At 37.9% G+C, this 20,572-nt stretch carries 16 protein-coding genes; 9 read left to right on the forward strand and 7 right to left on the reverse strand.

Annotation, left to right across the window (positions count from 1 at the left end; all coding sequences use genetic code 11):
• Positions 1-345: 345 nt before the first annotated feature.
• Entirely contained in the window at positions 346-1,212 is an 867-nt protein-coding gene (locus BCELL_RS06010) for a nitroreductase family protein (protein ID WP_041808148.1), read from the forward strand.
• A gap of 192 nt (positions 1,213-1,404) precedes the next feature.
• Here the strand turns inward: BCELL_RS06010 and BCELL_RS06015 are convergent, their stop codons facing one another.
• The gene (locus BCELL_RS06015; RefSeq protein WP_013487786.1) at positions 1,405-2,532 is read right to left on the reverse strand and encodes a TIGR04053 family radical SAM/SPASM domain-containing protein; all 1,128 of its coding nucleotides are present in this window, start codon (positions 2,530-2,532) and stop codon (positions 1,405-1,407) included.
• A 236-nt stretch (positions 2,533-2,768) separates the two neighbouring features.
• On the opposite strand from BCELL_RS06015, the gene BCELL_RS06020 reads away from it, so the two are divergent.
• Positions 2,769-4,718 carry an oxidoreductase gene (locus BCELL_RS06020; RefSeq protein WP_013487787.1) on the forward strand — a complete coding sequence of 650 codons (1,950 nt, stop codon included), beginning with the start codon at positions 2,769-2,771 and terminating at the stop codon, positions 4,716-4,718.
• A 484-nt stretch (positions 4,719-5,202) separates the two neighbouring features.
• Here the strand turns inward: BCELL_RS06020 and BCELL_RS06025 are convergent, their stop codons facing one another.
• Positions 5,203-5,838, reverse strand: coding sequence for a pentapeptide repeat-containing protein (locus tag BCELL_RS06025; RefSeq protein WP_013487789.1), 636 nt, complete (start codon positions 5,836-5,838; stop codon positions 5,203-5,205).
• Between the two features lie 328 nt (positions 5,839-6,166).
• Between BCELL_RS06025 and BCELL_RS06030 the strand changes: the two genes are divergently transcribed.
• The gene (locus tag BCELL_RS06030; RefSeq protein WP_013487790.1) at positions 6,167-6,595 is read left to right on the forward strand and encodes a ribosomal maturation YjgA family protein; all 429 of its coding nucleotides are present in this window, start codon (positions 6,167-6,169) and stop codon (positions 6,593-6,595) included.
• A 147-nt stretch (positions 6,596-6,742) separates the two neighbouring features.
• On the opposite strand, the gene BCELL_RS06035 is transcribed toward BCELL_RS06030, so the two are convergent.
• Together BCELL_RS06035 and BCELL_RS06040 are read right to left on the reverse strand one after the other, a co-directional pair.
• Entirely contained in the window at positions 6,743-7,090 is a 348-nt protein-coding gene (locus BCELL_RS06035; protein ID WP_013487791.1) for an ArsR/SmtB family transcription factor, read from the reverse strand.
• Entirely contained in the window at positions 7,091-7,516 is a 426-nt protein-coding gene (locus BCELL_RS06040) for an SRPBCC family protein (RefSeq protein ID WP_013487792.1), read from the reverse strand.
• A 244-nt stretch (positions 7,517-7,760) separates the two neighbouring features.
• On the opposite strand from BCELL_RS06040, the gene BCELL_RS06045 reads away from it, so the two are divergent.
• Positions 7,761-8,129 carry a substrate-binding domain-containing protein gene (locus BCELL_RS06045; RefSeq protein ID WP_013487793.1) on the forward strand — a complete coding sequence of 123 codons (369 nt, stop codon included), beginning with the start codon at positions 7,761-7,763 and terminating at the stop codon, positions 8,127-8,129.
• A gap of 126 nt (positions 8,130-8,255) precedes the next feature.
• A complete protein-coding gene (locus tag BCELL_RS06050; protein ID WP_013487794.1) occupies positions 8,256-9,599 on the forward strand; it encodes a serine hydrolase domain-containing protein in 1,344 nt (447 codons plus the stop codon).
• A gap of 186 nt (positions 9,600-9,785) precedes the next feature.
• Here BCELL_RS06050 and BCELL_RS06055 read toward each other — a convergent pair whose 3' ends face one another.
• Positions 9,786-10,424: a hypothetical protein gene (locus BCELL_RS06055; RefSeq protein WP_013487795.1), complete on the reverse strand. Its 639-nt coding sequence runs from the start codon at positions 10,422-10,424 to the stop codon at positions 9,786-9,788.
• Between the two features lie 331 nt (positions 10,425-10,755).
• Here BCELL_RS06055 and BCELL_RS06060 point away from each other — a divergent pair, with 331 nt between their 5' ends.
• From BCELL_RS06060 to BCELL_RS06075, 4 genes are all read left to right on the forward strand, one after another.
• The gene (locus BCELL_RS06060) at positions 10,756-11,127 is read left to right on the forward strand and encodes a YuzC family spore coat inner layer protein (RefSeq protein ID WP_013487796.1); all 372 of its coding nucleotides are present in this window, start codon (positions 10,756-10,758) and stop codon (positions 11,125-11,127) included.
• 636 nt (positions 11,128-11,763) lie between these two features.
• Positions 11,764-13,857 carry a cellulase family glycosylhydrolase gene (locus tag BCELL_RS06065; protein WP_157184272.1) on the forward strand — a complete coding sequence of 698 codons (2,094 nt, stop codon included), beginning with the start codon at positions 11,764-11,766 and terminating at the stop codon, positions 13,855-13,857.
• A gap of 89 nt (positions 13,858-13,946) precedes the next feature.
• The gene (locus tag BCELL_RS06070) at positions 13,947-15,971 is read left to right on the forward strand and encodes a beta-galactosidase (RefSeq protein ID WP_013487798.1); all 2,025 of its coding nucleotides are present in this window, start codon (positions 13,947-13,949) and stop codon (positions 15,969-15,971) included.
• A gap of 298 nt (positions 15,972-16,269) precedes the next feature.
• Positions 16,270-18,639, forward strand: a complete 2,370-nt coding sequence (locus tag BCELL_RS06075) for a glycosyl hydrolase family 95 catalytic domain-containing protein (protein WP_013487799.1) — start codon at positions 16,270-16,272, stop codon at positions 18,637-18,639.
• 484 nt (positions 18,640-19,123) lie between these two features.
• Here BCELL_RS06075 and BCELL_RS06080 read toward each other — a convergent pair whose 3' ends face one another.
• Positions 19,124-19,663 (reverse strand): DinB family protein, encoded by a 540-nt coding sequence (locus tag BCELL_RS06080; RefSeq protein ID WP_245546954.1) that lies wholly within the window; start codon positions 19,661-19,663, stop codon positions 19,124-19,126.
• A gap of 270 nt (positions 19,664-19,933) precedes the next feature.
• The gene (locus BCELL_RS06085; RefSeq protein ID WP_013487801.1) at positions 19,934-20,455 is read right to left on the reverse strand and encodes a GNAT family N-acetyltransferase; all 522 of its coding nucleotides are present in this window, start codon (positions 20,453-20,455) and stop codon (positions 19,934-19,936) included.
• Positions 20,456-20,572: the final 117 nt, after the last annotated feature.

Here is a 20,572-nt window from a genome sequence, read left to right on the forward strand (position 1 = left end):
TTTCACTGGTTCCGGACGGTTCCGGTTTGCCGGAACCGATTTTTTTATTCTTCATTATTTGAAGTGTGGACGGTATTTGTTTACCTCGCTAGTTCCTTGAATGATAAGACTTGCAAACAATTGTGAGTTGGCGAATAAGAACGTTCTTCCTGTTGGAACTTTTGATAATTTGGCGAATGAGAACCGTCCCTATTAGCGGTCCTATTAGCATTGATGTTGCAAAAAGTATGCTATTTGTTGAAAATCAAGTATATTTGTTTTAACTGGTATTATGCGGATGTGTGGAATGTACTATGCTGTGTTTTATTATGTTTCAATTTTTGCTTTATCAAAGTAGTTGGAGGGATGGGAGTGCAGCTAGAAGGCAAAGTGATAGATACGATGCGTCAACGTCAATCTGTAAGAACGTATCATGATGTAGCTCTAACAGAAGAGCATATAAAGAATATCGAGAATTATATAGAAGAAATACCTCGAATAAGCCCTTTCGGTAAGATTGGAAATATAGAGTTTATAGAGGTAACGAGCAACAGGTCGGAAAAGGGGGTAAAGCTTGGGACATACGGCTTTATTAAAAGCCAAAAAGGATATTTAGTTGGAATTTCAGAAAAGGATACTTATTCTTTAGTGAAGTTTGCCTATAATTTTCAAATGCTCGTGCTATATTTAACGGAATTAGGTTTGGGAACTTGCTGGATGGGGGGCACTTTCAGTCGAAAATCTTTTGAAAAGGAATTAATAGTAAGTGAGGGCGAATTTATCCCTTGTGTTACCCCAGTAGGATATCCTAGGGAGAAAAGAAGATTATTTGATAAAGCGATTCGTGCGGTTGCTAAATCAGACAATAGAAAGGCTTGGGAGAATCTTTTTTTTGATGAGAGTTTCCACTCATCTTTATCGAAAGACAACGCGGGTCAACTAGAGTTACCTCTTGAAATGGTTAGAATAGGACCATCAGCATCAAATAAACAGCCGTGGCGTCTGGTCGTTTCAAAAGATCGAAGGCAAGTCCACTTCTATATCGAACATACACCGAACTATAGTAGCAGTTTAGGCTATGACATGCAGTTATTAGATATTGGAATAGCAATGTGTCAATTTGATTTGGCCTGTAAAGAGTTACAACTAGCAGGGGAATGGGTAGTGGAGAATCCCGGCATGAACGTGAACAATGAACAAATTGAATATCTCTACACCTGGAAGAGTAGGTGACTGGCTAATGGGGACATTCCGGCTTGCCGGAACCTTTTAAAAGAAAAAACGTAAAAACAGCTTCACAAAGCTGTTTTTACGTTTTTCTTATTATTCTAGATTTGAAGTACAGGACTTATTCGTTTACCTTCCAGTTCCTTGAAAGACAAGATTAGGAAACTACCGCGAGCTGGCGAAGGAGAACCGTCCCCGTTAGCCGTTAGGTTGGTAGATGCAGTATGGTTCGCTTTCTAGGTAATCTCCAGTTACGGCATATGCTCTTGAACGAGAGCCACCACAGACGTAACGATACTCACATACTCCGCATTTTCCTTTGTATAAATCTGGGTTCCGAAGTTCTTTTAGTACGGGGGATTCACGATAGATTTCCTTTAACGGTTTTTCTCTTACATTCCCAACTTTGATGGGCAATAACCCACTCGGCATCACATCACCAATATGAGAAATAAAGATGAATCCATTGCCATCGTTCACGCTTTTTGGTGCTCTCTTTAAACCATCGATAACAGATGCATGATCGGATGTAATCGTATCCTCATACCGAATGACATCTTTTTCAAGCTTCTGTTCCCTTACTTTTTGTTGTAGGACGACTCTACGATAATGCTGTGCTGCCGTCGTTTTAATATCATATGGCATCACTTTATTTAGTTCGTATAACCATTTAAAAACTTTTTCATGCTCTGTTGCACTAATACATGCATTCTGCTGTCCTCTTCCAGTAGGCACTAAGAAAAATACATACCACATAATTGCCTTTAAGTCCTTCACGAGTTCTGCCATTTGTTCGAGGTGATGATAGTTGAATTTTGAAATAACAGTATTAATTTGTAATGGCATACCTAATTCGTTTAAGTAATTTATTTTCTTTAAAGTTAAGTCGAAGGAACCACCTGTACCTCTAAATTGATCATGTATTTCTGGAGTTGGTCCATCGAGACTGAACGCCCACCGTGATAATCCAACATTTTTTGCCATCTTCATTTTTTCGATTGTGACATTTTCGGTTGCACTCGGGGTCATCGACACGCGCATCCCTTTTTTTACTGCGTAATCTGCTAGTTCAAATAGATCTTCTCTCATCATACAGTCCCCACCAGAAAAAACGATCATAGGGTTATCCATATCATAAATTTGATCAATGAGCTGAATGCCCTCTTGATGATTCAGTTCCAAAGGGTGTGGTTTCGTCTGAGCATCTGCTCGACAGTGCACACACTTTAACTCACATGCCCGTGTCACCTCCCATATAGCTATGAAAGGATTTAAACGATAATCAACATTCTTTCTGTGACTATGGGGATGTCCTTTGTTATCCATTTATTTCACCTTTTTCATTAAAAAATTATAAAACTCTCACCTCTGATTACTATCATAGTATAGAAAAAAATGTAAAATTAGCTTTAATTTGTGGATGTTTTATGACAATTTTAGTAAATATCGTAAGTTATAGGGGATCTCAACAATACATGCTAAAAGATTCATTTATAATGAAATGAGCACTTCATAACTTAATATGTGAAATGATGAACAAATATATCAGAGGAGGGTGTACCTTGAAGTATCGTTACTTATTTAGCAAAGGGTATATAGGAAAACTAACGTTGCAAAACAGGGTAATAATGCCTGGAATGTGTACGAACCTAGCAGGAGCAAATGGAGAAGTGACCGATCATCTTCTTCGATACTATGAAGAAAGGGCAATGGGAGGTACTGGATTAATCATAACGGAGTTTGCTGTAATTGATCATGAACTTGGAAAAGGAGCAGTTAATCAGTTACGGATCAGCCACGATAGTTATGTAACAGGGTTCTACCGGTTAGCAAATGTCGTACATAAATATGGGTCCAAACTGTTCGTTCAATTGCATCATGCAGGAAGGGAATCGAATTCGTTACTTACAGACGGAAAGCAAATCGTAGCACCTAGCCCTGTAACATGTGAAGCGATTGGGGAAAAACCGCGGGAGCTTACGACGGAGGAAGTGAAGGAGCTTGTAAAAAAATTTGTAACAGCAGCAATTAGATGTAAAGAGGCTGGTGTAGATGGTGTGGAGCTTCATGGGGCACACGGGTATTTAATTAGCCAGTTTTTAAATCCGCACACAAATTTAAGAACAGATATGTATGGTGGAAGCTTCGCTAACAGAATGCGTTTTTTAGAAGAAATTATTATTGGTATTAAGGAGCAATGTGGTAATGATTACCCAGTAATCGTTAGATTAAGTGTCGATGAATTTGATGAAGACGGGATTGATGTTGCTTTAAGTAAAAATATTAGTCGTTATTTAGAAAAAATAGGAGTAGACGCGATTCATGCAAGTGCTGGAAATTACAATTCGATGGAAAAAGTAATTGAATCTCCTTTATATGAACAAGGTTGGAGAGTCTATCTAGCAGAAGAGATAAAGAAGGAAGTGAATATTCCAGTTATTACTGTTGGTTCCATAAGAGAACCAAAGTATGTCGAGTCGATTTTAGCAGAAGGGAAAGCAGACTTTGTTGCCATTGGACGTGGTCATATAGCCGATCCTGAATGGACAAAAAAGACATTAGAAGGACGAGAAAAGGAAATTAGATTGTGTATTTCTTGTTTACATTGCGCCTATTCCAAAGGTCATATATCGTGCTCTATTAATGTCCGTGCTGGTAGAGAGCTTGAATTTAATCAATTCCGAACAATCGGTGAGAGTCACCATGTAGTCATTGTTGGTGGTGGACCTGGAGGAATGGAAGCAGCACGGATTTTAACTTTAAAAGGATATACTGTAACGATATTGGAGAAAGCAAACGAATTAGGTGGACAATTACAGTTAGTGACAGAACCTGTCTATAAAAAGAAAATGAACTGGTATATCGATTATTTAGTGCATGAAATGGAACGGTTAAAAGTAGATATAAGGTTAAACGAGGAAGCGACAGTAGAAAAAATCAGAAGTTTTCATCCTCATGCGGTTATTTTAGCTACAGGAGGTAAACCACTTATCCCACAAATAAAAGGGATCGAACAACCGCATATTTACAACTATCAGGAAGTAAAATTAGAACAAAAAGTCGTTAAAAATAGTAAGGTTGCTGCAATTGGAAGTGGGATGGTTTGTCACAGCACTGTCCGCAAACTAATTGAAGCAGGCAATGAAGTAGTTTTGGTGGAAGTTCCGACAAAGTCAAGCTGTAAAATTAGTCCACAAACTAGAGCAAGGCTGTTGACTAAGTTAAAGAAAATGGGAGCAACGGTCATTACTAACCATAATGTGAGGAAAATATTACCGAATGCCATTCTTATAGAAGAGGAAAATTCAGGTGAGCAAATGGAAATTGTTGTTGATCAAGTAGTCATTGCTATGGGGGTTACATCGTACAATCCGCTAGAAATAGGATTGAGAGAACATCTCGACAATGTATTCGTCATTGGCGACGCAGCAGGACATGTATCCTTAGGAGAAGCAACTAAAGGAGGATTTGAAACGGGCTATGCCCTTGAGTCACTAGTCAGACAAGGCTAATGGGGACGGTTCTGGCTTGCCAGAACCGTTCTTTTTGTGAAGAATGGAAGAGAACTCGTTAATCTATCGACTATATGTGACAATCATCCGGCAAAGGAGAACCGTCCGAGACCGCTGAAAAAGTGTAAAAATTAATATATTGTTGCATTATTATTCAAAGTACCTAATTTATAAATTTATAGAAAGAGTTGAAGAGACCGGAGCAAGCGAGGTAACTGTCTCTTCCTCTACGAGCATAAGCTTTGAAGCGTATCCGTCGAGACAACTCGTAGCATTAGCGACGAAGCGACGCTCGTTCCTGCGGGAGTAAAGGCAGAGGTAAGACCCCGCAGATGCGCAGCATTGAGGAGGCTTACCAGCCGCCCGCGGAAAGCGAGTTTGCATAGGTCTCTTTAACTCCTATATACTAATAACCTTATATTTATTAGGGGCTCACTAAAAGCAAGTTCTTTTTCACTGGTTACGAACCGTCCCTGTTAGCCGATTAATCTTTGATCACCAAGCCGATCAGTGATGATAGTTGGATGGCTTGGTGGGAAGAAACTTTACAGCCATTTAAGTCGTTTATTGATACGATGAGGCTGTCAAATGTAGATGTGCTTATATCAATTCCTTTTAAAGGTGTTTGTTCAAAGTTTGTACCATCAAGTGTGCATAGGTTAAATTCAACTTTTTTTAGGATGCAGTCATAAAAGTCGGAGCCTTCAAGCATTGTCTCCTGGAATATCACCTTTTGTAGCTTTGAGTTTCCGAATGCTGCTAAGTTTAATAATGATTGATCAAACTTAACATTACCAAAGCTAGATTCAGTAAAATCAACACCTAACAATTTACAGTTATGAAACGTCACACGATGAATGGACGCTCCACTCAGCTTAGCATTGGAGAAATCACAGTTTTCAAACGTAACATCGGTAACATCTATTCTTCCGAATTCAGTGTTATTGAACCGACAATTTTTAACTACCATATTCGTTAGTCGTGCTCTTTCTAATACCTCATTTATAAAGTCCGCATCAGTTACACTGCACATTATAAGTTCATGGTCTTCTTCGTGAAAAATATCAGCAAAGTCCTTTGCAGGTAGTTCCTTCTGTATTTTAGGTAAATCAATTTTCATCAATATCATCTCCAAAGGATAGGGGATGTGTATAAGATCTTACCCCGTATATAATGAATATCTTCTATAACTATAATCAATTCTCAAAGCAATGAAAAGGCTATACTTTTATTGGAATGTGTGAGCAAGCTAGTTACTAACTAATGTAGTAATTATAGAATATTAGGATTTGTATTGTGGGAATTATCCATGTGATTTCCATAGAATTTAATTATAGTAGAGATGCTGCTTTCAGAGCCCCAGATTTTTTCTTCTTTATAATTCAAGTTGACCATTTTTTTCCATAAAGCTATGATGGAGACAATAGCAAAAGAAGGTGAATCATACGATGAATAGGCTTATTCATTTTCGTTTTGGTAACTTGAGATATTTATATATAGTACTCGTTGTTTTTACTATGTTATTAGGGTTAGCTTCGAGAAAATACAGTGACTTGCTTACATTATTTTTAGCGGAAAATGCTGGAGATGCGTTGTGGGCGATGATGATCTATTTTGGATTCCGTTTCTTACTGGTGAAAAAAAGCCTGATTACTGCTATCCTCCTTAGTTTACTGTTCTGCTTCGGAATTGAGTTTAGTCAGCTATACCAGGCAGAGTGGATTAACGAGATTCGAAGTACAGTGCTCGGAGCATTGATATTAGGCAAAGGCTTTCTCATAGTGGATCTGTTCCGATATGCAACAGGAATAGGGATAGCTGCTATTATTGATAAAGGAATACTCAAGTTTTCTCGGTCCATTTCTCTGAAGAGATAAAATATACATAGCAGAGTGAGGAAGGGAAATAGTAGGGAGATTTTTGTCAAAGTGAGTGAATAGGGACGGTTCCGGCTTGCCGGAACCGTTTTTTCTTTTTACTCAGATAGGCAAATGAGTAGGTTTGGCAAAGGAGAACCGTCCCCGTTAGCTTTTTTTGATGGGGCGTATGTGATTGGTGTCGCCTTCTAATGTGTGGCGTAGTTTTTCTAATTTGTTATCCCAGAATTGGTCAAAGTAAGCGAGCCATTCTTTTATTTCTAAGAATGCCTCTCGTTCTAGGTGGTACCTTTTTTCTCGGCCGAACCGTTGAACAGAAACTACTTGTGATTCAGATAGTACTTTTAAGTGCTTGGATACAGCTGGTCGACTTATTTCAAACTGTTCACTGATTAAAGTAACTGGCATATCACGCTTCGCGAGCATACGTACGATTTCTCGACGCGTTGGATCGGCAATTGCTTGAAAAACATCGTACTTTTTTTGAGCAGACATTTAACCTTCAACCACTTTTCTTAACGCTTCATAAACAATCGAATCCCAGCCGTTATCCATCGTATCTCGAATATCTTTATTCGTTTTGTCTGGACCTGGTCCTGGAACAATCTCATCAGCTTGTCCCCATCCACCGTGAATGAGAGTAAAAGAAGTTTTGTCTTCTTCTTCTTCAAGTAGGAAAGATACCTTCCATCCAGCGTCTCCCCATGTAAAAGTAAGTTCATTTGGTGGATCTAACGTAACAACCTTACATGGAGATGGTCCGAATGGAGAATGAATCGTAAACGTCGCCCCTTCTTCGGCAGTAAAATCGTTTTCCATAAACCAAGATGCGATTCCTTCTGCAGTAGCGACGGCCTGCCATACTTTTTCAATTGGTGCTTGAAATACTGTTTGTTTTCGAATTTCAGGAACTGTTGACATAAATTTATATCCTCCCTTCAATATGTAACCTTTTGGTTTCTTTTATAACACTTAGTATATGTAACCAAATGGTTTCGTGTCAAACCTTATTTAGTTTTTTATTATCTGATAAAAAATATACTAATTAAATGGAAGCAAGAACCATTCTATTCCTCGCTCCTTCCTAGAGGTGGTATTGTGATATAATAATCGAGTGGTCTTAGATTCCCTAACAATAATTACAGCATACGAGGAAGGTAATGGAATGAAAAAAGCTATTATATTTTTATTAATATGTTTCTTTGTCATTTTACTGACAGCTTGCTCTACTAGTGAAACGAATAAAGAGGCAGATAAAGGTTTTGAAAGCACGATTATCGTCGAGCAAAATGGATTATTAGTTTTAAACAAGCCTGGCGATGGATATGAAACTGTTGCTGTGTTTGAAGAAATAATCGATAACCATACATTTACAGCTTTAAATGAAAATGGAGAGGTAGTCTATTATTTGTACCACTCAAATTTCACAGAAAGTATAGAAGAATTGAATAATGGTGACGAAGTTTTCATCTCTTATCAAGGAGACTTAGAATCTGAGGATAAGTTAGTAATGTTCATTTCAAAGTTCTATTAAAGAGAGTAAGTAGGGACGGATCTCATTTGCCAAACGGCAAATGAGATCCGTCCCTATTCGCCTGATTCACCTAATTTATAAAAGGAATATCGACTCATTTATAGAAGTAAATGACAATACTAGAAAATGAATACAACGATTCTTAAGGAGGAAGGACTTATCATTAATTGGCAACCATTCGAGTTTTTTTTACATGAAAAAATGAAGCAGGAAAACATACCTGGTGTTGCTGTTGCAGCGTCTATAAATGGGGAAATCATCTATAGTAAAGGGTTCGGATACAGAAATGTGAATAAGAAGGAAAAGGTGACTCCCTCCACGATATTCGGTGTAGCTTCTGTTACAAAATCGTTTACAGCACTAGCGATTATGCTGCTTGAAGAGGAGGGGAAGTTATCTGCAACAGATAGCGTGGTGAAGCATTTGCCAGAACTGATGATTCCTGGCGTAGAAGATATGGCTGATATAAAAATTTATCATCTTCTGTCTCATACGACTGGTCTAGCTCCTTTAGAAAGAAGAGAAGACTTTAATCAAATAAAAGATCATATTACATACCTTACGCACGAGCACGAATTACTTGGGAAACCGGGTGACTATTTCAGCTACTGCAATGATAGTTTTATTCTGTTAGGTGCCATTATTGAAAGGATCACAGGTAAGCTTTTTCGTAGACATTTGACAGAGGTGTTACTAAACAGAATTGGCATGTATCGGACAACAATGAGCTTAGAGGAAGTTGCGAAGTATGAAGACGTCAGTACGCCGTACATTTGGAATAAGGACCAAGAATGTTTGGAAGAACAAGCATGGCCGACATTAGGAAATTATGAAGTAGGTGGTGGAATTCGTTCAAACGCTTTAGATTTATTAAAATACGGTGAGATATACACGATGAATAAACCAGCTATTATTGCCCAGGAAACTATAAGAAAAATGTGGTCTGATCCCTTTCCAGTGACGGAGGATTCTTATTATGGGTACGGGTTTAAAGTTACTCCAAATTACTGTGGTGAAAATATGACACTAGTTGAACACGGCGGAGGACAGCCTGGCGTCTCCTCCAACTTTGGTTTTGTACCGGAGAAAGGGATCGTAGTCACAGTATTATGTAATGTTTCCAATGTGTCTGCAGACGATATATGGTTACAAGCGATGAATACTGTATTAGCTCTCCCTTTAGAGCAAAAAAGAATAGCATATACAATCACAGAAGTATCGCCTCAGAAAGCGAAGCGATATATTGGAAGCTATCACTCAAATGAAGGAAATACAGCATCAATAATAATAGAAGATGATCAGCTCAAGCTAAAATCTAATGGGGAGAAATATATACTAAAAGGCTGCACCGAAAGGGAAAATACATTCATTATTGAAACGACAGGAAAAACGATCTCGTTTTTCTTAGATGATAAAGACGAAGCATGGGCAGTGCTACTAGGCTCAAGGATGCTAACAAAAAAAGGCTAAAAGGCTAATAGGGACGGTTCTGGCTTGCCAGAACCGTCCCTACTCTTAAACTATTAGCAGATCAAAGAATTTATCCAGTAGATTGATAGAGTTTCTCCCCATGACGCAGGTTAGAAAACTTTTAAGTAATGTATTGGGCAAACAAGCTAACACTGTTCGAATGTCTTGAAGTGAAGGTCTATCATACTAATCATTGTTAATAAATCTGTCTTTTACCTCTTCAGCAAAATAGTAATAATCTACATCATGGGAAGAGATTTGGTCATTTGTTAGAATGCTTTCGATGTTGTATTTCCCTTGATTAAGAGCTATAATTTCGTATAATTCTTGATTTGCGTTCCAAGATAAAAAAAGTATATAATTATTACCTGATTTTAGTCGTTCATAGTCTTCAAAAGTTAATAGTTTCATGTTATTATCTATCTCGATTGGATACATAGGTTCCATAATTTCTATAACATCACCTATATTTACTTTTTTCTCAAGGTCTTTGAAAATCTTACTTATCTTTATTTCTGTGGATGTAAACCCTGCATAGGGGTTATTAAGCAAATGGTTACTTTCTTTTTCATTATTTTCAAAATTAACGCTTTTTGAGTTGCCTCTTATATTTGCCTCTATAATCAAACTTGATACAGATTCTAAATCTTCTAAAGTATCTAGGTAAAACACATCTGCACTCATCCGTTCATATTCGCAATTATCTTTAATATGACTAGAAACAATATACTCATTATCATTTTTTGGAAATATATAGAATACCAGAAAAATTGATAGTATACTAACTCCACCAGTAATAAACATAGTGAGTTTTGACTTAGACATATATATACCTCCTAGTTTTAATTATCGAACTTATGGTGAAAGTGCCAAGCATCTTCACTTGAAGGAAAGTACAAAGTATTTCTACCTGACCTCATCCAGTGATTACCAGTATGTCTGTTCAATATACCACCATCCTCGAAGTGACTTAAGCTTAATGCATGTCCAAATTCATGTCCAGTAGTTTTGTATTTTTATCCGTTGAGGCTAATAGGGACGGTTCTGGCTTGCCAGAACCGTCTTCACTAACTTCAATAATTGTGCACTTCTCTTAGGTGAATGACATAGGTTATAGTACTGAATTTATCTATGTGTGAAAGGAAGGAAGATGTAAGTGCACTATTACCCCACTTATTACCCGAACTACTATCACCCTTATCTGTATTATCGTCAAAATAACGATTATCCGTACCCTCCAGTTGATATAGAGCAATTTCAAAAATCTCTAGAAGCATATCAACAATTAGTCAAGGATGGAGAAACTGTATTAAATAAACTTCATTCCTCTCCTGATCTTATGTATCGTCTAATGCACCATGCTCAAGCAGGCAATGATGTGGAGGTCGATAAAATAGTAAAGGAGACAGGCGTAGCTACAGTTGTAAATACTTCCTACACCCCTATGTCAGTGACCTTCACGCTCCATGCTGAAGCTCCTGCACAATCAAGGTGCTGTACATTAACAATGAATTTGCGGTGGGGATAAAATGGATAAGGTCACACAAAAGCCTTTGTAAATGTTATTATCATAGCATTTACAAAGGCTTTTGTTCCTCTTGCAAAGAGGGACGGGCGGTTCTTGTTTGCCAGAACTTGTCCTGTTAAACCCTATTAACCAATTTGGCAAACAAGAACCGTCCGAGACCGCTGAAAAAGTAGAAATCTTGATATTTTATTGTATTAATATTCAATATATCTAATTATAGAAAAAGTTGATGAGACCGGAGCAAGCGAGACTCCTGCGGGAGAAAAGGCAGGGGTGAGACTACGTAGATGCAAAGCATCAAGGAGGCTCACCAGCCGCCCGCGGAAAGCGAGTTTGCACAGGTCTCATCAACTTCTATATTCAAATAACCTTATATATATTAGTCTATACTTAAAGGGTAAGTACTTTTTCACTGGTTCCGAACCGTCCCCATTAGCTTTATCGCTATTTTTTATATATATTTACCTCTAATTAGTATGGTGTTTTGTCATTTTAGCGTATGTTAAATTAACTTTGTAAGCGCTTTAATAACTTAGGTGAAGGGGGATGGTGACTTAGGTTTTTGGATTATTTTTGTTTCAGATCGTTGTTGTTTTGGCCGTATGAGCGAACTTTAAAGGAGGTTTTATTTTGAGGATGGAGTTAAAACATTTTAACTGTCAACGATTGCTCCTTTGTAAGTCTAGCATGATGTTTTTCGCATTTTTTCTTATGATATCTATGATGATTTTCCCGCAGAGCAGCGAAGCAAACGATCAAGATTTTGATGTTAATGATTACGTCAAAGAGATGCAGCCTGGATGGAACTTAGGAAATACGTTCGATGCAGTTGGAGAAGATGAAACTGCTTGGGGGAACCCGTTTGTAACAAAAGAACTCATAGAAGAAATTGCGAATCAAGGCTTTAACAGTATTCGCATACCAGTCACCTTTGATCAAAGGATGGCAGAAGGACCAGATTACACGATTGATGAAGACTTTCTTAATAGAGTGACACAAGCCGTTGATTGGTCTTTAGACGAAGATCTTTATGTCATGATTAATATACATCACGATTCTTGGATTTGGTTAGAAGCGGGGATGCATGAAGATTATGATGAATCGATTGCTCGTTTTGATGCGATATGGGAGCAACTAGCTGATCATTTTAAAGATTATCCGATGGAATTAATGTTTGAAAGCATTAATGAGCCAAGATTTTGGGGATCAGAGGAAGAAAAATTAGGCTATTTATATGATCTCAACATGTCCTTCTACGACATTGTGAGAAACTCAGGTGGTATGAATGATATTCGTCCACTTGTACTACCGACATTAGATACGAGTCCCGACCATCAGCACACATTAGATCATTTATATGACACTATCATCGAACTTGATGATCCAAACCTTATATCAACCATTCATTTTTATGGGTTTTGGCCATTCAGTGTAAACGTTGCTGGGTATACACATTTCGACGAAGAAACAAAAGGGCATATTATTGAAACATTTGACCGAGTATATGATACTTTTACAGCAAATGATATCCCAGTAGTTTTAGGGGAATTTGGTTTACTAGGCTTTGACACCCATACTGGTGTTATTCAGCAAGGAGAGAAGCTTAAATTTTTTGAGTTTATGATTCATTATGCAAAGGAAAAAGAGATTACTCATATGCTCTGGGATAATGGACAGCACTTTAATCGAACATCTTTTGAATGGAGAGACCAGGAGCTTTATGACATCATGAAAGCAAGCTGGGAAACGAGATCTGCGACAGCTGAATCAAACTTCATTTACTTGAAAAGAGGAGAAGAAATAGAAGATACAAGCCTTCAACTTCATTTACATGGAAATGAATTTGTATCCCTCCTTCTTGATGGACAAACATTAATAGAAGGAGAAGACTATGAATTAAATGGTGATGCATTAATCATAAATGCAAGCTTACTAGAGGAGCTAACTACCTCACAAGACTTAGGTGTAAATGCCAAATTAACAGCGACGTTTACGCAAGGCGCTGATTGGTACATTAGGGTTATATCATATGACACACCAGTAATGGAAGATGCATCAGGAACAGTGAGAGATTTCGTTATACCAACACAATTTAATGGTGATGACCTTAAAACGATGGAGGCAATTTATCCTGACGGAAGCGCGGCAGGACCACACAATTGGACTACCTTTAAAGAATTTGGTTATGCCTTTTCACCTGATTATGAAGCGAATGAGATTTATTTTCCGTATGGGGAGTATAGATTTTTTAATGAATTAAATGATGGAGAAGTAGAATTAACCTTCTATTTTTGGAGTGGTGAAGTACTTACGTATCAACTGACAAAGGATGGTGAGAACATCGTCGGTACATTTGTTGGCGCCACCCCCCCAGGCACGGGAGATGACGACGAAACCCCGGGCGCAGGAGATGACGGCGAAACACCAGGCACAGGAGATGACGGCGAAACACCAGGCACAGGAGATGACGACAAAACCCCGGGCACGGGAGAAGATGACGAAACCCCAGGCACGGGAGAAGATGACGAAACCCCAGGCGCAGGAGATAACGGCGAAACGCCAGGCACAGGAGATGACGACAAAACGCCAAGTACAGGATCTAGCGATGAGACGAAATTACCAGATACAGCAACAAATCTATATAACTACTTGCTTATCGGGCTATTGATGATTATCGTAGGAGGAACAGTTACTATTTTTTCTAGAAAAAGAAAAGTAGTAGACATGTAAAAGGAGATTAGCTTCCAAGTCTTTGAGATGAGGAAGCTAATCTTGTCATATAATAAAAGCATACACATTCTCATAAAGGTGGGTTTTCAATGATTAATAGTAAGCTACCAAAAATTTGGTACGGTGGAGATTACAATCCGGAGCAGTGGGATGATCCAGAAATCTGGAATGAAGACATTAGGATGTTTAAAAAAGCAGGTATTGATATAGCTACTTTAAACGTGTTTTCTTGGGCTTTGAATCAACCTGATGAAGATACATATGATTTTACAGCTTTGGATGAGCATATTAATCGGCTTTATGAAAATGGCATTTATACGTGTTTAGCTACGAGTACGGCAGCACACCCGGCTTGGATGGCAAGAAAGTACCCAGATGTTTTAAGAGTAGATTTTCATGGTAGAAAAAGAGCGTTTGGTGGAAGGCATAATTCATGTCCGAATAGTCCGACTTACCGGAAATACGCAGAAAGAATGGCTGACAAATTAGGGGAACGATATCAAGATCATCCAGCAGTTTTAATTTGGCATGTATCTAATGAATACGGAGGCTATTGCTACTGTGACAATTGTGCAAAAGCCTTTCGTGAATGGCTAAAAAAGAAATACGGTAACCTACAAACCCTTAATAAAACGTGGAACACAAGATTCTGGGGACATACGTTTCATGATTGGGAAGACATTGTCGTGCCTAACGCATTAAGTGAAGAAGGGGAAGGAAACGTCAGTGCCTTCCAAGGGATATCATTAGATTACCGTAGATTCCAATCTGATAGTTTACTAGAATGCTATAAATTAGAACACAACATGTTAAAAAAACATACACCGAATGTACCGATTACGACGAATTTAATGGGAACATATCCTGAACTTGATTATTTCAAGTGGGGAAAAGAGATGGATGTTGTTTCGTGGGATAGCTACCCTGGCATAGATACGCCAGTTAGTTTAACGGCAATGACACACGATCTTATGCGAGGATTAAAAGGTGGGCAGCCATTCATGCTCATGGAGCAAACTCCAAGCCAGCAAAATTGGCAGCCTTATAATGCTCTTAAGCGCCCAGGGGTAATGAGGCTATGGAGTTATCAAGCTCTTGCGCATGGTGCCGATACCATTATGTTTTTTCAATTGCGCCGATCGATAGGTGCATGCGAAAAGTTCCACGGTGCCGTTATTGAACATGTTGGTCATGAGAATACGAGAGTATTTAGGGAAACATCTCAGCTCGGCAAAGAGATACAAAAGCTATCAGATTCGTTTATCGATAGTAGAACAAATGCAAGAGTAGCAATCGTATATGATTGGGAGAATCGTTGGGCTATTGATTTATCTAGCGGGCCATCGGTGTCATTAGATTACGTCAATGAAGTTCATAAATACTATGCTGCTTTGTACGAAAGGAATATTCCTGTAGACATGGTCAGTGTGGAGGAGGATATTTCAAAATATGACATAGTAATCGCACCAGTTTTGTATATGGTGAAAAGTGGTTATGCGAAAAAGCTAGAAGCGTTTGTTGAAAATGGCGGCACGTTCGTGACTACTTTCTTTAGTGGAATCGTCAATGAGCACGATCTAGTGACACTTGGTGGTTATCCAGGTGAACTTAGAAAACTATTAGGGCTATGGGTAGAAGAGATTGATGCGCTAGACCCTAAGCATCATAATCAAATAGTGATGAAGGATTCGTGGGGCTCCTTGGAGGGAAGCTACCATTGCAACGTGCTTTTTGACATAATACATGTAGAAGGGGCAGAGATTGTAGCAGAGTATGGATCAGAGTTTTATAAGGGAACACCAGTAGTAACGGCCAATACTTACGGAAATGGAAGGGCAATTTATGTTGGCTCAAGTGGTGAACAACAATTCATTACCGGCTTAATGCGTAATTTATGTGATGAAAAAGGAATAGAGCCTCTAATGGAAACGCCAAATGGTGTCGAGGTATCAGAAAGAAGGAAAGATAGCAAATCGTATTTATTTGTGATGAATCATAACGAAACAAAAGAAGAATTAGCCATAGAAACGGAAATGCTCGATTTGTTAACTGGAAAAACGGTAAGGGGAACAGTTCATATAGAAGGTCATGGTGTCATGATATTAGAGAAGTAAAATGCTCTTCGTGGCAGCTGTAACGATAAAACAAGAATGCGTAACGTCTTACAAGCGTTGCGTGTTCTTTATTTATGTATAGTGCTTTCATGTATTTTTTCTAAAAAAAATTTCCTTCTCCTAGATAAGTCCTTTTCTTTTTGTTATTCCCCCTTTGGCTTCTAATCATATCTAATTTTCCCCTTATTTATGTCGTAATTTCTACGGTTTTTTTCACGAGGAGCTATGCTAATATGAAAGTGCTTTCAAGTTCATCGGAGTTTTAACTACAACTACTTGCATAAGGAGTGAGGAGATCGTGCTGGATAAAACAGAATACGTGACTACGCCAAAAAGTGGCATGATAAGCAGTGAAGCAGCTGTGCGGTGGGAAGAGGCGTTAGTAACAGGCAATGGAAAAATGGGGGCGCTAGTGTATGGACAGCCATTAGCCGAAACAATCATATTAAACCATGAAAAGTTATATGAGCCCTTTCATAACGAAATAGTACAAAACAATGATTTGGCCCCATATTTAAGTGAGATTAGAGAATTGATGAAGCGTGGACGATTTAAAGATGCAGCAGCGTTATTTTCTGATAAATCAGGCCATCCCCTTCTTTTTACCGATGCTTACCACCCTGCTTATGCACTGAAGTGGACACAACCTGAAAATGGTGTCATCCAAGATTATATGCGTACAGTTAATTTTGAGACAGGCGAAGTTAGTGTGCGATGGAAGGATGAAGGAGGAAGACATGTACGGAACGTATTTATTTCTCGAGCTCATGACGTAATTGTGCAGAAAATCAAGTGTGATGATCAATTAATAAGCGGTGTAATGTCCATTGATGACCTTGTCCATGAAGGCAGTGGGACGTATACTGTCACCGCAGAGGAACCGTTTCTTACCTTCACCTGTGATTATACAATGACAAAGAAAGGTTATGCCGGCTGCTCCTTCATTGTTTTAAAAGGAGAGACTGGCAATGTATTATCGAATGCGGAAAAACTGATCGTCGAAGCTGCGACAGAAATAGTAGTGTTTACGAAAATAGTACCAATAAAGAATATGGAACAAGATTTACATGATAAGCTTGCTGAAGTAAAGGAGTTTCTCCTTTCTTTTGCAGGTGAGGAATATGAGCATTTACTTCTAAAGCACAAAGAGATACATGGCGACTTATTTAACCGAATGACATTGTCCATTTGTGAGGACGAAGTGGTAAATATTCCTACAGAACATTTACTCGCAAACAAGGAGAAGGAGCTAGATAAACGACTTTTACAACAAATGTTTCATGTGGGACGGTACATTTTTATTTGTGCCTCAGGTGATTATCCACCTAACTTAGTAGGGTTATGGACAGGAGATTGGCGCCCACCTTGGAGTGGAGATTTTACAACAGATGCGAACGTAAACCTCGCTGTATCAGGTGGGGGCATTGGGAATATGCGTGAAGCGCTTGAAGGATACTTCAACCTTATCGAGAAGATATCACCGGATTGGAGAATCAACGCCATGACAATGTATGGATGTCGAGGTTTTTTAGCTGGATCTCGAACCGATGGGAACCATAATATTCACACCCATTTCAACGTTGATTGGCCGTTAGGTTTTTGGACAGCAGGGGCGCAATGGTTAGTGATGCCATTTTTTGAATGGTACGAAATAAGTGGAGACAAAGATTTTTTCATAAACAGAGCACTGCCACTCATGAAAGAAATTGCCGCATTTTATGAAGATTTTTTAACGGAATTCGATGAAAATGGGAAATGTGTATTTATTCCGTCATACTCACCAGAAAATACACCGATTATTGCTAAGGGGTTACTTGAAAAGGGGTGGCAACCGAGTCAAGCAGCGATCAATGCAACGATGGATATTGCTGTAGCGAAGGAGCTATTTACTAACTTAATTAATACATGTGAAGAATTAAATATCGAGCAAGAGAATATTAAAAGGTGGATGAAGCAATTAGAATTATTACCAGATTACTTGATTAACGAAGATGGTGCTTTAAAGGAATGGGCTCATCATGATTTGCATGACCAATACGATCATAGGCACATTTCCCATCTATACCCAGTTTGGCCGGGGCATGAAATAACACCAGAAACGACACCTGAGTTATTTAAGGCTGCAGAGATTGCTTTGAAAAAACGAAAACATGGGAATTATTCTGCACACGGCGTCATGCATTGTGGGATTGTAGCTGCAAGACAAAAAAATAGCGAACTAGTATTGGAAAACTTAACATTGCTCCTACAAGAAGGTGACTACATTCACTCGAGCCTAGTAACCTCTCACAATCCAGGTAGAGAAATATATAATGTAGATGCGAACTGTAGTCTTCCAACGTTAGTGATGGAGATGCTCGTGTATTCGTCCCCAGGAATAATCGAGCTCCTGCCAGCACTTCCTTCTGAAATAGAAAAAGGCACTATTACAGGAATGCTTACGAGGACTGAAGTAACAGTTAAAAGTCTTAAATGGGACTTGAAAATGAGAAAAATAAGAGTGATGCTTCATTCAAGAAGGCATCAGCATGTGGATATTATCGTTAGAGAAGGCATAGAAAATGTGACTTGTCGTCAGCATGAGTTAGTGACGATGAAGGATATTCATTTAGTTACTGTAGCTTTTGAAGCGGAAGAAACATTGGAGCTAGATATTAATCTAACTTAATAAATTCCTCAATCTTAAAAAAATGCCGTGCTTGACAAAACTAAACCATTCGCTTGAGAGGGAGAAAACATAAAATAACACGCAAATTAGAGATGGAATTAGCCCACTAATTCACATCTCTTTTTTTCATTGATTTATCAAAGTTTTATTGTAGAGGTTTAAGAAGTAGAATTAGCACATTACTTAGCTTAGTAAATCACACAAGTACAACAATTTTTGTACTTGTGAAAAAGACTTGCCAATTGGGGTGTTAAAAGTTAATTTTAATGGTTATACCTTTTATAACACGTAAGGCCAAAATGATACCAAAAAACCTTTTAGGTATCACTGATAAGGTTTTTGAACTAAAACATTTCTTATATTTAAGGCGATAGAACATATCAACCATATTTTCAAGGAGTTTGGATTGGATTCAAAAGCTCCTATTAAATATATTAATTCTTAATCAACCAACCCCGTTAGCACAATAACTAATTAGGTAACTTCATACTAAACCCATCTTCTTCATCTTCTTATGGAGTTTATCTTTTATACGAACACATTTATTTAAGTGTAAAAATATATGTCTTGTAGCAGGCATTAAAAGTAAACCTGCAATGTCCTTTTTGCTCCAGTATTCAGCTAACCATTTAGAATTTTTCATTACAGCATTTTCATCAAATAAACGTTTAATTCTTTCTTGTTCAACCTTCATATTAAAATGTCCAGGACTTAACAAGGAAATAATCTCTTGTGTACGCTTACCAACTGCTGCTCTATATTCTAATAATGAATTAAAATCAACATTTGAGCTTAACAAAGCAATGTCTTCTTTACTCATATCATTTCCAGAATGAGTAAACGAAAGATTCATTTTTTCAAGCCAGTTTGAAGTGTGTAGAACTTGTTGCTCATTTAGCACTAATATATTCATCGTCATATCTTCTACACGAGTAATATGCCACAAATGCCACGCAATCGAATTACTTGTATCATGATTTGGCACTGGATATTGTCTAAATGTATTATCATCCAAGTTGTTCACTATTTCATCTGCTAAAGTAGTATCACTCATTTGGCTAATTGAAGAAGAATGTAGATATAAATGTAAAAATAAGAATAATTGTACAGCTTCTATGTGTTTTTCTGGATATAATAGATTTTCTCTTAATTTCTTATGGTTTTCATTCCAAATTTTACGTTGTTGCGTATCCTCTCAAAAATCCCCCATTTAACTTTTTTCTTCCTAAACAAAAGTCCACCGTTAGTACCATAATAGCGTTGGTAGCTTCTAGTAATATTGCACAACGTTTGATTAAATTTGTTTTATGAGGTAAAGAATTAAATCATCGTCATTTGCACATGGAGCATATTGCTCCAACTGTTGTCCTTTATACCACACCCCTGAACCGTCAGGGATATATCCTCTTTTAACATACATTTTTTGAGCAGAACCATAACCATAATGTAAACCAACGGCTAGCGATACTTTGTCTCTATATTCTTTTGCAATTCGTTCTACCACATCCATCATCTTGTTCCCAATACCATTCTTCTGAAATTTTATAAGTACGTTTAAATCAACAATTTCAGGGATATGTTCAGATGCGAAAGGTCCTGTTATAGCACTAGGTAAAAGTGTGACGTAACCTGCTACTTGATTATTTACTTCAGCAACAACAACTACCTGTTCTTTGCTTTCTTGACGAATGTAGAATTCCTCAAACTGCTCGTTTGGTTTATGCCAATTCTGTGCAACAAATCCTTTAACAAACTTCTCTATATCACCGTGTTCCATCGAGCGAATAATTAGATTGTCACACTGATAATAATTCATTTACAAACCTCCCCCGTTAATACATAACGTTTATTAAAATATGCGTTCTGTTTTGTAGGTCATTTCACCCCTTTATTATACCGTTATCAAGTAAAATATTCCCAATATTTTAAAAGC

The organism is Evansella cellulosilytica DSM 2522, from assembly GCF_000177235.2.
Classification (GTDB): Bacteria; Bacillota; Bacilli; order Bacillales; family Salisediminibacteriaceae; genus Evansella; species Evansella cellulosilytica.

Excerpts from the sequence above, each read along its gene's own strand:
- BCELL_RS06030 (WP_013487790.1), top strand. The coding sequence starts at position 6,167 with ATGAATAGGCTTATTCATTTTCGTTTTGGTAACTTGAGATATTTATAT.
- BCELL_RS06040 (WP_013487792.1), bottom strand. The coding sequence starts at position 7,516 with ATGTCAACAGTTCCTGAAATTCGAAAACAAACAGTATTTCAAGCACCA.
- BCELL_RS06055 (WP_013487795.1), bottom strand. The coding sequence starts at position 10,424 with ATGTCTAAGTCAAAACTCACTATGTTTATTACTGGTGGAGTTAGTATA.
- BCELL_RS06025 (WP_013487789.1), bottom strand. The coding sequence starts at position 5,838 with ATGAAAATTGATTTACCTAAAATACAGAAGGAACTACCTGCAAAGGAC.
- BCELL_RS06015 (WP_013487786.1), bottom strand. The coding sequence starts at position 2,532 with ATGGATAACAAAGGACATCCCCATAGTCACAGAAAGAATGTTGATTAT.
- BCELL_RS06070 (WP_013487798.1), top strand. The coding sequence starts at position 13,947 with ATGATTAATAGTAAGCTACCAAAAATTTGGTACGGTGGAGATTACAAT.
- BCELL_RS06085 (WP_013487801.1), bottom strand. The coding sequence starts at position 20,455 with ATGAATTATTATCAGTGTGACAATCTAATTATTCGCTCGATGGAACAC.
- BCELL_RS06010 (WP_041808148.1), top strand. The coding sequence starts at position 346 with ATGGGAGTGCAGCTAGAAGGCAAAGTGATAGATACGATGCGTCAACGT.
- BCELL_RS06065 (WP_157184272.1), top strand. The coding sequence starts at position 11,764 with ATGGAGTTAAAACATTTTAACTGTCAACGATTGCTCCTTTGTAAGTCT.
- BCELL_RS06050 (WP_013487794.1), top strand. The coding sequence starts at position 8,256 with ATGAATACAACGATTCTTAAGGAGGAAGGACTTATCATTAATTGGCAA.
- BCELL_RS06035 (WP_013487791.1), bottom strand. The coding sequence starts at position 7,090 with ATGTCTGCTCAAAAAAAGTACGATGTTTTTCAAGCAATTGCCGATCCA.
- BCELL_RS06045 (WP_013487793.1), top strand. The coding sequence starts at position 7,761 with ATGAAAAAAGCTATTATATTTTTATTAATATGTTTCTTTGTCATTTTA.